At 44.4% G+C, this 14,836-nt stretch carries 14 protein-coding genes and 2 riboswitches; of the genes, 1 reads left to right on the top strand and 13 read right to left on the bottom strand.

The window, feature by feature from the left end; genetic code table 11:
- Nucleotides 1-42: 42 nt before the first annotated feature.
- The 11 genes from DESPCE1_RS0106070 to DESPCE1_RS0106015 form a co-directional block, all read right to left on the bottom strand.
- On the bottom strand, nt 43-969 hold the full coding sequence (locus tag DESPCE1_RS0106070; protein ID WP_014793230.1) for a lysine exporter LysO family protein: 927 nt from the start codon (nt 967-969) through the stop codon (nt 43-45).
- Between the two features lie 417 nt (nt 970-1,386).
- Nucleotides 1,387-2,406: a tRNA (adenosine(37)-N6)-threonylcarbamoyltransferase complex transferase subunit TsaD gene (gene tsaD, locus DESPCE1_RS0106065; RefSeq protein ID WP_014793229.1), complete on the bottom strand. Its 1,020-nt coding sequence runs from the start codon at nt 2,404-2,406 to the stop codon at nt 1,387-1,389.
- Between the two features lie 98 nt (nt 2,407-2,504).
- Nucleotides 2,505-2,951 (bottom strand): ribosomal protein S18-alanine N-acetyltransferase, encoded by a 447-nt coding sequence (gene rimI / locus DESPCE1_RS0106060; RefSeq protein ID WP_019849808.1) that lies wholly within the window; start codon nt 2,949-2,951, stop codon nt 2,505-2,507.
- Nucleotides 2,948-3,664, bottom strand: coding sequence for a tRNA (adenosine(37)-N6)-threonylcarbamoyltransferase complex dimerization subunit type 1 TsaB (tsaB, locus tag DESPCE1_RS0106055; protein WP_014793227.1), 717 nt, complete (start codon nt 3,662-3,664; stop codon nt 2,948-2,950). Before tsaB ends, rimI begins: the two co-directional genes overlap by 4 nt.
- Before the next feature lie 8 nt (nt 3,665-3,672).
- Entirely contained in the window at nt 3,673-4,155 is a 483-nt protein-coding gene (gene tsaE, locus DESPCE1_RS0106050; protein ID WP_014793226.1) for a tRNA (adenosine(37)-N6)-threonylcarbamoyltransferase complex ATPase subunit type 1 TsaE, read from the bottom strand.
- Between the two features lie 114 nt (nt 4,156-4,269).
- Nucleotides 4,270-5,439 carry an amidohydrolase gene (locus DESPCE1_RS0106045; protein ID WP_014793225.1) on the bottom strand — a complete coding sequence of 390 codons (1,170 nt, stop codon included), beginning with the start codon at nt 5,437-5,439 and terminating at the stop codon, nt 4,270-4,272.
- A gap of 50 nt (nt 5,440-5,489) precedes the next feature.
- Nucleotides 5,490-7,655 (bottom strand): Tex family protein, encoded by a 2,166-nt coding sequence (locus DESPCE1_RS0106040; RefSeq protein ID WP_014793224.1) that lies wholly within the window; start codon nt 7,653-7,655, stop codon nt 5,490-5,492.
- A 135-nt stretch (nt 7,656-7,790) separates the two neighbouring features.
- Nucleotides 7,791-8,585 (bottom strand): DUF4652 domain-containing protein, encoded by a 795-nt coding sequence (locus DESPCE1_RS0106035; RefSeq protein WP_014793223.1) that lies wholly within the window; start codon nt 8,583-8,585, stop codon nt 7,791-7,793.
- A gap of 265 nt (nt 8,586-8,850) precedes the next feature.
- The gene (locus tag DESPCE1_RS0106030; protein ID WP_014793222.1) at nt 8,851-9,879 is read right to left on the bottom strand and encodes a homoserine dehydrogenase; all 1,029 of its coding nucleotides are present in this window, start codon (nt 9,877-9,879) and stop codon (nt 8,851-8,853) included.
- A gap of 107 nt (nt 9,880-9,986) precedes the next feature.
- Nucleotides 9,987-10,088, bottom strand: a riboswitch (SAM riboswitch).
- Nucleotides 10,089-10,197: 109 nt separating this feature from the next.
- Nucleotides 10,198-11,001 carry an ATP-dependent sacrificial sulfur transferase LarE gene (gene larE / locus DESPCE1_RS0106020; RefSeq protein ID WP_014793221.1) on the bottom strand — a complete coding sequence of 268 codons (804 nt, stop codon included), beginning with the start codon at nt 10,999-11,001 and terminating at the stop codon, nt 10,198-10,200.
- A 51-nt stretch (nt 11,002-11,052) separates the two neighbouring features.
- Complete coding sequence (locus DESPCE1_RS0106015) at nt 11,053-11,403, bottom strand: hypothetical protein (protein WP_014793220.1); 351 nt, start codon at nt 11,401-11,403, stop codon at nt 11,053-11,055.
- A 270-nt stretch (nt 11,404-11,673) separates the two neighbouring features.
- Nucleotides 11,674-11,772: riboswitch (SAM riboswitch) on the top strand.
- 89 nt (nt 11,773-11,861) lie between these two features.
- Between DESPCE1_RS0106015 and DESPCE1_RS0106010 the strand changes: the two genes are divergently transcribed.
- Nucleotides 11,862-13,007: a PLP-dependent aspartate aminotransferase family protein gene (locus DESPCE1_RS0106010; protein WP_172637587.1), complete on the top strand. Its 1,146-nt coding sequence runs from the start codon at nt 11,862-11,864 to the stop codon at nt 13,005-13,007.
- Here DESPCE1_RS0106010 and DESPCE1_RS0106005 read toward each other — a convergent pair.
- Together DESPCE1_RS0106005 and DESPCE1_RS0105995 are read right to left on the bottom strand one after the other, a co-directional pair.
- Entirely contained in the window at nt 13,004-13,672 is a 669-nt protein-coding gene (locus DESPCE1_RS0106005) for a YitT family protein (RefSeq protein WP_019849805.1), read from the bottom strand. The genes DESPCE1_RS0106010 and DESPCE1_RS0106005 overlap by 4 nt on opposite strands.
- Before the next feature lie 497 nt (nt 13,673-14,169).
- Complete coding sequence (locus tag DESPCE1_RS0105995) at nt 14,170-14,820, bottom strand: TetR/AcrR family transcriptional regulator (protein ID WP_019849803.1); 651 nt, start codon at nt 14,818-14,820, stop codon at nt 14,170-14,172.
- Between the last annotated feature and the right edge of the window lie 16 nt (nt 14,821-14,836).

Here is a 14,836-nt window from a genome sequence, read left to right as displayed (position 1 = left end):
CCTTCTACAAAGTTCGATAAATACTTAAATGGCTTTCCTGATCTAACCTAAAACCAGGGGTACCAAAACCGGAACCAGAAGAGATAAAGAAAGCCCGCTAATTATAGCTACGATACCGATACCTTTAGGTCCCACCGCCACCAAGAGAGGAAGGGTCGAATCCATAGCTGTCGCTCCACTGGGAGCAACAAGGGCCAACGGCCCCACCCTTTTAGCTAAAAAAGGGACAAAAATAATCGCTAAAACTTCTCTAAATATATTACTCAAAAAAGCGATAGTACCCAAGGAGACCGAGTGAAGGTCGGAGATCAAAACCCCAGATAGGCTGTACCATCCAAACCCAGCACCAACTGCTCCTCCCTCCCGAAGCTCCCATCCAAAGCACAATCCTACCACCATAGCCGCTACAATACTACCGAGCACCACACCCACAGGTGCTAAAAACACCTGCCAACCAACTTTGAGCATATGTCTCCAAATATCGCGATTCAGACCTAAATCGATGCCTACCATGACCAGAGTAAAATCAAGAGCTAACGTTGTAATCGTTGGTAAGTATGCTGTCCAAGCCTGGGGAAATAAAAGAATCCCGCCGAAAATTCCTGCAATAAACGCCCCAATAATTGCGCAAGTCATCTGATAGGGATGAGCTGCCTCAGTACTGTTCACTTCCATCTTATCTTGCTGCGGAAGCATGGGCGACTTCCCAATGAAAACTCTTTCTAATAGCCAAACAGCCACTACACTTCCTATAATTGCCGCAACTGCAAATAAGAAGGCCTGCAATCCGAAGCTCCCTAATTGTGAAAGAGTGTTCTGGTCCACTCCGATCCGTAAACCCATGGTCAACAAGAGAATCAATACCCCGATCATCATCCCTCGTCCCGCTTGGTTCAAGATAACCCTAGGCAATAAACGAAACCATCCCACGAAAGCTCCTGCTATAAGACAAACAAATAATATCCACATGTTTGTTCTCCGTTCTTATAAATAAATTAATTTTAAGCCGTTAACTAAGGGCTCTCCCCCATGGTATGAGAAACTCTCTAAACACATGCTTCTATTTTATCTCGAACAAAGGATAAAAGAAAAGTACCTTGTACTACTTTTCATATTTTTAAGTTATCCCCATCTCCATCCCTTCATAATATCCCTTGTCCCTGACTTATCCACATTATCCACAGGGTCTGTGGGTAATTATGTCCAATGTTCCTCCTCAAATTCAACACCTCTCAACCCGCTAATACCAGTTAGTCACAGAGTTATCCACATTGTCCACAGAATTAACTATCCACAGAACATATTATCCCTTTTCAAAATTTCTTGCCCGAATGTCCTATTTCGAGAAAAAGAAAGGGGGTATAGTCCTATTCGAACTATACTCCCTTAAGCCAGATTCAGTCCCGGTATAGCATTCAAATTCCAAGGAGCATAATCCTTAGCTAAATAACGGTAGTATCCGGCTGCCGCGATCATGGCTCCATTATCCGTGCAGAGAACCGGAGGTGGATAACTAAAGGCAACACCCCGTTTTTGGGTTGCCTCAGTGAGACGTTTCCTTAGTGAAGTATTGGCTGCCACTCCTCCGGCAAGGACTAGGGTAGGAGCCTTTGTTTTTTCCAAGGCCAGCAAGGTCTTACGCACTAAGACATCTACGATGGCCTCCTGGAAAGAAGCTGCCACATCAGCAACATTCACCGTCTCGCCCTTCATTCGCGCTGAATTCAAGGTATTGAGCACAGCGGACTTCACTCCGCTAAAGCTGAAATCAAGACTGCCGGGTTCAAGCATAGCTCTTGGGAATTCGTAGGCATGAGGATCCCCTTCAAGAGCGGCCTTTTGAATATAAGGTCCTCCAGGATAACCCAACCCTAAGGTCCGAGCTACCTTATCTAAAGCCTCCCCTGCAGCGTCATCCCGAGTATGTCCAAGGACTTGATACTTCCCATGCCCTTCAAAATGCACCAAATGGGAATGCCCTCCCGAGACAAGGAGAGCCAATAAAGGAAACTTCAGCTCCGGATCATGGAGAAAGTTCGCATAAATATGTCCTTCTAAATGGTTAATTCCCAGCAACGGAATCCCTGCCGCATAAGCCATAGCCTTTGCCCCCGCCACTCCTACAAGAAGAGAGCCCACAAGCCCCGGTCCATAGGTCACTGCAATTCCCGCCAAATCTCCAAACTCCATCTTCGCCCCTTGCAAAGCTTCCTCTACAACACTTTGCAAATGTAGGATATGCTCCCGTGAAGCCACTTCCGGCACGACTCCACCGTATTTTTGATGGGTCTTGATCTGCGATGAAATAATATGACTGAGCAGATCACGGCCATTGCGAAGCACGGCCGCTGAGGTCTCATCACAGCTTGTCTCAATTCCAAGTATATTAATATCTTTATTGTTCACCAGCAACCTCCCGATATCTGCCTACTTTCCTTCACCAGAAAAAAACATCTCTTCTTAATAGAGATACTCGCCACCGCTCAGTATGGCAAAGACTATCTCTACTCTTTGCCTATATCAAGCCACATAATAAGGGCATCTTCACGATTATCTGAGTAATAGCCTTTACGAACCCCCGCTGTTACAAAGCCAAGGCGTTCGTACAGTCTTTGAGCAGAGACATTGGAGGCTCGTACCTCAAGGGTCATACGCTCCATGCCTTCCTTAACCATCAAATCGATCACAGAGCGCATCAGGAACTCTCCTCCGCCCATCCCCTGATACCCCGGTGCTATAGCCACATTGGTAATATGTCCTTCTTCGAGTATAAACCATAACCCCATATAGCCGATGATATTGCCCTCGTGTTCCAAGCAAAAGTACCGTGCATACTCATTATCTCTCAGCTCACTGACAAAAGACTGGGGAGCCCAAGGTGCCGGAAAGCAGGCATGCTCTATCTCCAGAATTGTGGATAAATCACTCTCTTGCATGGGGCGAATCATCATTTCCCCTTTAGCGCCTCCTCTTTCTTAGCCCAATTGACCTCAGCTTCCGATAACCGAATGTAATAAGGTTCCACAAGCTTCCCCTGGGTTCCCTTCTGCCATTCATTCCAAACACAACGAACAGTATACGCTCCCCGTGGTAAAGCCAAATAATCCGGGAGAAGCACCGCCTTATTCCCTAAGGTGGTCTTAATCTTCTCTTTATAGCGCGAAACGGCGTCACCGATAAAAACAATGGCTTTATCCTGTTCCGCCAATTCCTTAAGCCAAAGAGCTGGCTCTACCGCGAAAGGATCCCGGCTTCGTATGGGGATTTCCTCTCCTTCCGACCATCGGTACCGAGCTGTATACCATTCATTCTTTCTTGCATCAAGAATAGGTACGATTTCTTCCGGTCGGCTATGTCCGGCCCAAGCCAAAGAATCCAAGGAAAGCACACCTACTAAGGGAAGTTTGAGCACTTGAGCCAAGCCCTGAGCTGTGGCAATCCCAATACGGATTCCCGTAAAAGAGCCTGGTCCCCGCACCACACCAATAAAATCGAGATCTTGAAGCTTCCAGGCTGATGCCTCTAAGACTTGATCCAATACAGGAATCAACCGCTCCGAATGGGTTTTGGATGTATGCAAAAAGCCTTCCGCCACCAGCTGCCCGTCCTCCGCCAAGGCTAAAGCTGTGACTTTGGTGGTAGTATCGATGGTGAGATACTTCATAGATCCTCCTAATATTCAAAAGGAATAATATCTTTGAGCCGTTCTACCCAGGCTTCCGAATGAGAAGAAAAGCCGATTCTGCGTGGTTCCTCCCCTGATCCTTCAATCCTGATCTCTAATGAATCATCGGGTAAGATGTCCTCTGCAATTCCCGGCCATTCAATCAAGCAAATAGTATCTTCTTGAAAGGCATCCTCTACTCCGATTATTTCTACCTCTTCTGGATAACGCAAACGATATAAATCCATGTGGATTAACCGCACCGGATTATCCCGAGCTATCCCTGAATACTCAATCTGAAAAGTAAAGGTCGGACTGGTCATGGGTTCTTGTACTGCTAAAGCCTTCCCAACTCCTTTGGCTAATGCAGTTTTTCCCGCACCCAAATCACCGAAGAGGCACACCACATCTCCCCCACGAAGCGCTTTTCCTAAATTGTATCCAAGGGCATGAGTACAATCTGCGCTTAGGCTTTGAACTTCTAGGTCCATTCTGACCGTCCTTTCCTTTAACTATTCGTTCTAAAATCTGGTTCGCTTCAGGTATTACCCTGAGGTTTGGCTAAGCGCCCACGGAAGCGAAATGATGCCGGCCCCCCGGAAAGCCTAATCCCTAATGATTTTGCCGTTAATAATGACAGTCTCAGGATGTGATTTTAAAACAAAAGGATGTTCACTCCAAATAACGATATCCGCATCTTTACCCACTTCCAAGGATCCTAGGCGATGATCCACGCCCATAATTTCTGCCGGATTAATAGTGATGGCCTTTAAAGCTTCTTCTTCATCCATACCGGCTCGTGCTACCAGCGCTGCACAAAGGGGCAATTGTTCGATGGGAGTCACCGGATGATCTGTGATAATTGCTACCTTAACGCCTGCTTGTGTTAGGACATTAGGAGTTTCAAAGGATTTATCTTTCAACTCCACCTTAGCCCGATTAATTAATGAAGGACCCACAACAGCAGGATATCCATATTCTGCGATTTCCTCAGCAATCTTATGTCCCTCAGTGCAATGTTCAATGACCAGATCTACATTAAATTCTTTAGCAATGCGAATAGCGGTCATAATATCATCAGCCCGATGAGCATGGGCCCGTAAAGGAATCTCACGTTTAATCACACGAATCAAGCTTTCCATTCCCAGATCCCGCTCGGGCACTTTTTCTGGATCTTCAATACCTTGCTCCAACTTTTCCAGATAGGTCTCAGCATCCACTAGAGCTTGTCGAAGAAGTGCCGCAGTGGCCATACGTGTCATGGGCATCTTCTTTTGTTCACCGCCATAGACCATTTTGGGATTCTCACCAAAGGCCACCTTTAGCCCTGCAGGTTCCCGTACGATCATCTTATCCACGACTTTGCCGACTGTTTTCAACACTACGCCTGTACCACCAATGACATTGCCGCTGCCCGGTGTGGAAAACACTGCGGTGACTCCCCCTAAACGAGCATCCCGTAAACCTTCATCCTCTGGATTAATACCATCAATTGCACGCAGTTCAGGGGTGATCGGCTCAGTCATTTCATTGAGATCATCCCCTTCACTTTGGTAAATCTCCTCTCCCAGTCCCACGTGACAGTGGGCGTCAATAAAGCCGGGTAAAACAAACTTATCCTGGGCTTCGATGATCTCTGCTCCCTCAGGAGCAACCAGATTCTCCCCAATGGCTTTAATTTGTGTGCCTTCCACTAAGATGCTTCCGATGAATTCTTGGCCTTTCATGGTCTTAATGCGACCGTTACGGATAAAAAGGCTCGTATTTGCGTTCATGATTACCTCCGTTATGAATAGTATAGTCGTTGAAATCCTTATATATAGGGCTATATAGATACCATTGCGTCTGCAGCGATTTCCCTCATAGACAGACTGACTCGCTCACGGGCGGTGTCGATACCTAGGACACGGACTTTAACGATGTCTCCCACGGAAAGCACTTCCATGGGATGCCTGATAAACTTCTCACTGATTTGAGATATATGCACCAAACCGTCGTGTTTGACTCCTATATCAATAAAAGCTCCAAAATCAACGATATTCCTGACGGTTCCTTCGAGGATCATTCCAGTCTGTAAATCCTCTAGATGGGTAACATCCTGACGTAGTTTTGGTCGGGGCAAATCCTCCCGAGGATCCCGGCCAGGGCGTTGCAGAGCGGCAAGAATATCTTTGACCGTGGGAACCCCGGCACTGAATTCCCGAGCACATTCCTCCGGATCCAATTGGGCAATCCCCAATCGCACCTCATTGGGGCGTTCTCGTAGATCTGTTAGAGCGAATCCTGCCTTGTGCAAAATATTTTGAGCAAGGTCATAAGATTCCGGATGAACCGGTGTATTTTCCAGAGGGTTGACCCCTTCGGGAATACGAATAAAGCCGGCGCACTGAACAAATGTCTGCTCACCTAGACGAGGGACCTTTTTAAGCTGATCCCGTTTTTGGAACTTCCCGTGGTTTTCCCGATAAGCCACAATATTTTTGGCAATGGTAGGTTTAAGACCTGCTACATATTGAAGGAGAGATGGTGAGGCGGTATTCAGATCTACACCAACAGCATTAACTGCCGATTCCACTACTCCATGTAGGGATTCTTCAAGGCGTTTGGGTTGAACATCATGCTGATACTGCCCAACTCCTACGGCCTTGGGTTCTATTTTAACAAGCTCAGCCAAGGGGTCCTGTAAGCGCCGAGCTATGGAGACTGCGCTACGTAATGAGAGATCAAAGTCCGGAAACTCTTCTCCCGCCAGCTTCGACGCAGAGTACACTGAAGCTCCAGCTTCACTCACGATGATATACTCCGAAGCTAAGCCACTTTCCCTAATCATTTCTGCAGTAACTTCCTCTGTTTCTCGAGAGGCTGTGCCATTTCCAATGGCGATCACATCTACATGATATTTTCCGATAGCATCTCTAAGCATTCTTTTCGCTTCTTCCCGCTTGTTTTGGGGAGGATGGGGATAAATAACCCCTACATGAAAGAGCTTGCCAGTATCATCAACTACAGCAAATTTACACCCCGTTCGGAATCCCGGGTCTAACCCCAGTACCACTTTCCCACGCACTGGAGGTTGCAGTAAGAGTTGCCTCAAATTCTCGGCAAAGACTCTGATAGCTTGTTCTTCGGCTTTTTCGGTTAGAGCACCCCGAATTTCTCTCTCTATAGAAGGTGCTATTAAGCGTTTATATGCATCATCCGCAGCTGAACGTACAATCTCCGCTGCGGGCCCTTGCTTCACAAAAGCCTGTTCGATTAGGGCTAAAATATGCTCTGAAGGAACTTCCACTTTCACATTAAGGAGCTCTTCCTTTTCTCCTCGGTTCAAAGCAAGGATGCGATGAGGAGGCAGTTTTTTCACAGGCTCCCGATAATCATAATACATCTCATAGGCTGAGCGCTCTTCTGCTTTTTTCGCTGAAGCTATGATATCACCAAGGCGGAAAGTAGCTTCCCGAATCTTTTTGCGCATAGCAGCATCATCGGAGATCATTTCTGCAATAATGTCTGAGGCTCCATTGATTGCCTCTTCTGGCGTTTCTACACCAAGTTCAGGATTTATATATTTTTGAGCTTCTATAAGCGGCTGAGCCTTGTGATATTGTTCAAGAATCCATAATGCTAGAGGCTCAAGTCCCTTTTCTTTAGCCATGGTAGCCCGAGTCCGTCGTTTTTGTTTGTAGGGCCGATAGAGGTCTTCTACTTCTTGAAGAATTGTGGCCTTCTCAATCTGATTCGCCAACTCCTCAGTAAGTTTACCTTGTTCTTCAATTAAACGCAGAACCTCACTTTTGCGTTGCTTTAAATTTCTTAAATACTCCAAACGCTCAACAATACTGCGCAGGGCGTTCTCATCCAACTCACCGGTCGCTTCTTTACGATAGCGAGCTATAAAGGGAATAGTGTTCCCCCCGTCCAAGAGTTGTATGGCTTCTTTAACTTGATGGGCTCGCAAGGTAAGTTCTTGCGCAATAATTTCCACAAATTCCAAAGGATAATCCCTCCTGCTAGTTCTCAATTTTTTATTATACCATTCTTTTAGCAAAAAGCTAAAGAAAGATGGAGAAACTAACAAAGCAAGCCCGCCAGGACCTGCTTGTAAAAAACTAGACCTTATTATTATGCTTTAAGAAACAATGTCTCGTTGTGATAAAGTATCAATGTCTTTCAGGGGAACACGGATTTCTCCCTTCTCTATACAAAATCCATTAACATCCATGAGATTAATATAAAGAACTAGATCATCTCCCACTTGTTCAAAATCTACAACCTCTTGATTAAGTTTTTGATAGGCGGGGTAAAGAATCTCCGCCTTACCGGTAGCTCTAGTAACCTTAACCAGCTCACCACCCTTAGAAACTATACCATGAGCAAAGCCGACTATAATGATAAACTCGTTATCATTAAGCCAGTGAATCTTCTTTTTTGGAGTGTATCTTCCTTCTGGAGCAAAAGAATGCCACATTTTAACTCGGTAGTTCTGGTCTAGCTGCAGTCGCAACCAACTACTGCTCGCACTATCTTTGATATAAATATCGCCGATGGTTTCCCATTCATCTGGGTAGATATAAGCTGTATATTGCTTATTTGGCGAACTGCCATGAACCACATAATTCCCCTGTAAAATAAAGGCAGGAACATAGGGATTGGTATTAATACGAAAAAGCTGTTCAGTTTGCTCGGTGATAGCTGGTTTCGGAGTCTCGTCTTCCACTGCTCCGCTATCAGGTTCACTTGGACCAGCTGCTGCTGCGGTCTTTACTTTCTTAACATAAGCGGCATAATTGGCTCTTTGCTGTTGGATTCTTTGCTGTGGAGTTTGTTCGGGATTGGTGACCAGCGTTGTCGAATAAGTCAGTTCCTCTGAACCGGGCCCTTTAAAAAAGGCACTTAAAGGAAAGATACCAAAATTCAAGAACAAGGTACAGAATACCACTCCTAGGAAAAACAAGGTGCCGCGAGTGATTCTTCGTTTCTTGATAATGCTCCCTCCCTAAACTTTACTTCCACTTGAATCGAGTAATACCATTATTTACCATACCTTTATAGTAGGTTCTCTATTACTGTTTCTCATTCCTTCTTTTAGCAAAGATATGTCAAATCACCCTACGAATCGTGTAGATAAAAAGGAAATCATCAAAAAACGAACTAGCATAAACTAGTTCGCTCATATGATCCTGCCTTATTTAACGAGCTGCATTTCCTATGCTGCGCTCTACAACTACTTTCTTTGCAATCTCAACGATATCGGACAAGACCGCTCCCCCTGTGGCCAATCCGCCAGCACCAGGTCCCTTCCAAAAAAGATCACCCACCAACTGCGTTTCCAGGGATAGGCCATTATCCACGCCGGAGACATGACTTAGAATTGCTTCCCTAGATAACCACTGCACACCAACCTTAGCAATAATTCCTTCCCGACTTTTTTCCAGTCCTGACGAAGACTGATCAATGATGGATGCCTCGGCAACTAATTTAGGCACTCGTCCCTGTCTTTTTTGCTCCGCGACCTCTTCCGGGGTTAGCCCTTGGATTCCTTTAATCTCCACCTCTTCAAGAGGAATATCCAGATCAAAGCATTCCCGACAGAGAATAACAAGTTTACACGCCGCATCTAAACCAGTTACATCCATGGTCGGATCACTTTCCGCATAACCAGCCTCTTGCGCTTCTTGCAAAGCCTCCTCATAGCCTTTCTCTGACTCCACCATTTGAGTCAGAATATAATTAGTGGTCCCATTTAAAATTCCACAAATTTTTTTCACCTGGTCTCCGGCTAGCCCATATTGAATGGTTCTAAGAATCGGAATCCCTCCCAAGACGCTCCCTTCATAAAGCAAGCAGATTCCTTTACGCTGGGCTATTTCTTGTAATTCCGCGCCATGAAGAGCCAGTAATAGCTTATTGGCTGTCACTACATGCTTTCCTTTATCTAGCGCCTCTTTGATATAAGAATAGGTGGGATGTTCACCTCCCATAACTTCCACTACTACTTCAATCTCCGGGTCATCGAGAATATCTTGAGGTTTCTGTGTTAGAATAACCCCCTCAATTGCTCGCTCTTTACTTATATCTTGAACAAGGGCCTTGCTTACGACCAGTGTGATCCCCAGTTTGCGAAGAATTTTGTTTGAATGGAGTAGTATTCCTTTTACCACCCCTTGGCCCACGTTCCCACATCCTAATAGACCAATACTCACTGTATTTTCCTTCATCTCTCTATTCCTCCTCTTCGTCGGTCCTTGACGGTGCCTGCAATGTTATAACTAGAGCAAATAAAAAGCCCTTCCATATTCCAGGAAGAGCTTATGTCTTATATTTTTGCTCATCTTCCAGGAATAATCCTGCTGGAATTAGCACCACTGCCACATAGGCCGGTTGCCGGGTTTCATCGGGCCAGTCCCTCCGCCACTCTGGATGAGAAGTATTCAATTTTTCATTATTATATGACAGTAAACAAAGTAATGTCAATAGAGCAGAGTGATATATTACAGAACAATGTGATCCCTTCACTGTAGAACTATGAAGTAATGCTACAGAATTGGTATTCCTTCGTTTAGACTGCCGCTTCGAAAACCCTCTAAATCCAGAGTAACATAGGTAAACCCTAATTCCTTGAGGGGCTTGACGATAGTATCGAGGTCCAGTTCCATAAGTTTCAAAAAATCTTCTTTAGGAATTTCCAATCGGGCCACATCCTGGTGATAACGCACTCTTAAATTTTTAAATCCTAGTTCTTTAAGTAAAGTTTCCGCTTTCTCTACGCGCCGAAGCTTTTCGATCGTGATCTCCTCTCCGTAGGGAAAACGAGAAGATAGACAAGGACTGGAGGGCTTATCCCAAGTTGAAAGTCCCATCTTCTTGGAAAATTGACGAATCTCTTCTTTGCTCAAGCCCGCTTCTTGTAACGGACTCCTTACCCCCAAGGCTCTCGCTGCTTGCATGCCAGGACGGTAATCTTTTAGATCATCAGCATTACTCCCATCAAGAACCCAATTAATCTTCTTCTCTTGGGCAATGCTCAAAAGCTTTGTAAACAGCTCATTTTTGCAATGAAAACAACGGTTCTGAGGGTTCTTTACAAACTCCTCCTTGTCCATTTCTTCAGTTTTAATTACTAAAAACTTTGCCCCAAACTCTTTAACCTGCTGCAAAGCATTGTTATAATCAGCAGAAGGCATCGTTTCCGAAGCACCGATGACAGCAAGACAATGATCCCCTAAAGTTTCATGAACTACTTTTAAGAGAAAGGTGCTGTCCACCCCACCCGAAAAAGCTACCACAACTGATTCCATTTCCTTAATGATTTGCTTTAAGTGATTCAGCTTTGCTTGCATGATTTACCTCCAGATTACTCAAACTTAATTAAATTTCACGCTTTAATCGATCTATTCTTTAGAATTATCGCTAACATAGTAGTTTCTCAGCCTCTCCATTCTTTCAGAATACTCCTCTTGAGTCAAGATTCCTTGCCCGACTAATTCCGAAAGCACTTTCGTATAGCGTTCTAATTCTTTCATCTTTTTACTTGAAACTTTCTTATGATTGTAAAACTGTATAACCTCTTCTAATTCATTATTATCCAGCACCCCGATATCCCGCAACCTGACCAGGCTTAACTCACCTTCCTCATTAACCGCAACATCATTGGAGCTTTGGATCAATGGCTGTATAGCCAGCCTTACAGCAAGAAAGATAATAATGAAAAGTAATATTGGATATACAAGGATTGCCTCCATTGTTATGACTCTCCCCTCTTTTTCATACCTTACTCCTTTACACAGTCATGAATTTTCTCTCGGTTAGGGTACTCTCTAATGCTTGCACACATGGAACTGAATTTTAGCTCCGCTTAACTAAGATATTCTCAAAAAGCTAGGATTTTCCTCTTTTCAGAACGAAGTACACTAGAACACGAAAAATTCACTTGCAAAGCCCATAGGAATAGTATAGTATTATCTAAATATCTTATTAAGCTAAAACGAATTAAATATGGACTTATGTCAAAGCTCTTATCGAGAGTGGCGGAGGGACTGGCCCAATGAAGCCCGGCAACCTGCATATGTGAGGTGCTAAATCCAGAGAACTATTAGGTTCGAAGATAAGAGGACGTGGAAACAATTCACGACCTCTTTCGAGGTCGTTTTTGTTTACGCACAACAACTTTATTGATTGCTCAAGTGTCTAAAGAGGAGGAATGAGAATGAATATTTTAACCGAACTGGCTCAGATCGGCAACCGCCGAGATCCCAATGGAGCGATTAGCTTTCCAATTTACCATTCATCCACCTTTGCTCACCCTGGCTTCGGTGAAAGCACAGGCTTTGATTACTCACGAACCGGCAACCCTACCCGCCAAATTCTGGAAGACGCTATGGCAAGCATAGAAGAAGGTACCAAAGGGTTTGCTTTTTCTTCAGGCATGGGCGCCATTACCACTATTCTCTCCTTATTTTCTCAAGGAGATCATCTCCTTGTTACAGAAGATCTTTATGGGGGAACCTATCGCATCCTTAAGGAAGTCTTCAACCGCTTTGGTCTTCAAGTGACCTTTGTGGATTCCAGCAATCTCAGGGCCATAGAAAAAGAGATCCGCCCCGACACAAAAGCCATCTTCACCGAAACACCGACCAACCCTCTAATGAAGGTTGCCGACCTTAAGGGGATCGCTTCCTTGTGCCAGATGCACGGTCTCTTAAATATAGTGGACAATACTTTTCTTACACCCTATTTGCAAAAACCACTGAACCTGGGTGCAGACATTGTTATTCATAGTGGCACCAAATATCTCGGTGGTCATAATGATGTCGTGGCGGGCCTCGTAGTGGTTCAAGGAGAAGAGCTTGCAGCTCGCTTTGGACGTTTGCAGAACTCTCTCGGCGCTACATTAGGCCCCCAAGATTCCTGGCTAATTATCCGGGGTTTGAAAACCTTGGCCCTGCGCATGAGAGCACAAGAAGAAAATACCCTCCAGATTGCACAATGGCTGGAGATGCATCCCCTTGTCACCGAGGTCTATTATCCCGGACTTGAGCATCATCCCGGATATGCAACTCAGCTTGAACAAGCCCGAGGCTTTGGTGCTATGCTATCTTTCCGAGTAAAAAGTCCCAGCTTAATCCCCGAAATATTAAAATCTCTCAAGATTATTTCCTATGCAGAGAGCCTTGGTGGTGTAGAATCTCTAATCACTTATCCCGCTACCCAAACCCATGCTGATATTCCTCACGAAGTAAGGGCAAGGCTTGGGGTGGACGATTGTCTTCTCCGGTTATCCCTAGGTATCGAAGCCGCCGAGGATCTCATTGGAGATTTAGAACAAGCTTTAAAGCAGATGCTTTAGGCATCTTCTCCAACGGATTTCTTATAAAACCCCTTCAGATTCTTAACGGTCTCATCAATGGTCTCATGTTTGACCGAAGTCGCATCAAATTTCACCCAAGCAAAGACCGTTTGTACGCAGATCCCTATTCCAAATGCAGAAATAACTGTACCAATTCCTACGGGTCCGCCCAAAATCCAGCCGATCAAACACACCGTCACTTCAATAATCCCACGGCAAAGCCCTATCGATAATTTAGTCTTTCTCTCTAAAGCCACCATTAGACTATCCCTTGGGCCTGCTCCAAAACCAGAGGCAATATAGAGATAGGAGCTAAAGGCGCAAAGGAATAATCCAAGGATGAGCATAATCATCCCTGGAATAAAACTCTGCATCTCAGGGATTAGTTTTAAGGGTAACAGTAAGTCAATATAAATTCCGATGGCAAATATATTAAAGATAGTGCCAATACCCAACTTCTCTCCAAGCAAAACGACTATGATAGAGATCACCAAACTGGCCACTATAGAAACATTTCCAATTGTGATGCCGACAGTATCGGCAGTCCCCCGATGGAACACATCCCAGGGGGCATAACCTAAATTGGCTTTCATGGTCATAACAATTCCCAAGGATAGTAAAAAAGTGCCTAAAAATAAATACACAAGCCTTTTCCACAAATTCATATCCGCACTTCTCCTCAATATCTCCTGATTGATTATCTAATAAATAAGTGTAACATTTTATTGAGCACATTTCCAAACCTTTATTTTATTTCTAACGTATATCTTACTCATAAAACGGTATTAGGACCGGGAGAAGACAAAGACTAAAGTGGAAGCCATAGCGGAGCTGTAGCGTGCATTGACCCAGTTTGAGCCGGAGATTATGAAAGTGTTTGTAGGAAAGGCTTTATGAGCACCTCACAACCAAAAGAAGGCTAACGCTTGTAATGATAAAAAACGCGATACCTGTTAGATAAAACGCAAACTGTACCGCTGAACTTCCAACTATAGAAATTGTTTGACCGATAGTTATCGTAAAAAAGCTTCTCTTCCATGGCTGTTTCGTATTGGTTGAATTGATACTCATACTCACATCTCCTATTTCTAAAATATACCGACGTTTGGTATGAATCTTTTTAAAATAATAGCTATTCTCTACATCCACCTGTAAAGAATAGCTATTTCTGTTTTTGGGAAAGCGAATGGAGTTCGTCAATGGATTGAAGAACCTCTTCCGTAAATATAGGGACCCCTATTTCTTCAAATACATTTCTTGCAAAGGAAATTATGTCCTTTAACTCATTGGGAGTCCAAGAATACATCCACGGGTTAAACCAAACGTTAAAAAATAAGAGAATCATCTGGGCAAGCCGACGGGGTTGAGCTGTATGAATGGATCCATCTCTAATACCTTCCTCAATAACACCTGTAAGCAGGTCGGCTGCAGAGCCCATAGTATCTCGCATATGAAGAGCCAATAATTGAGGATTTCTAAGAAACGGCGGTACGGTCTGATCGAGAGCCTCGTGTTGGGCCGATTGTATAGAAAACATAAGCATCTTACAAAGTTTATCCAACCCGGATATGCTGGTATCGTGAGCAACTGTTTTTATATCCGCTATCCCCTGCTCAGCTAATCTTTTATTCACCGCATCCATAATTTCTTCTTTTGACTTGAAGTGATGATAAATAGCGCCTTTACTCAAATCTCCCAATTCATCGATGATATCCTGTATCGTCGTATGCTCATATCCTTTGGACATAAATAATTTCATGGATGTATTGAGAATGCGGTTTATCGTTACTTCAGGATATTTATTCCGTGCCATAGTAGTACTCCATCTT

It is taken from the genome of Desulfitobacterium sp. PCE1, from assembly GCF_000384015.1.
Lineage (GTDB): Bacteria > Bacillota > Desulfitobacteriia > Desulfitobacteriales > Desulfitobacteriaceae > Desulfitobacterium > Desulfitobacterium dehalogenans.
Note: the sequence above shows the minus strand (reverse complement) of the source record. Positions and strands in the feature narration are given on the sequence as shown.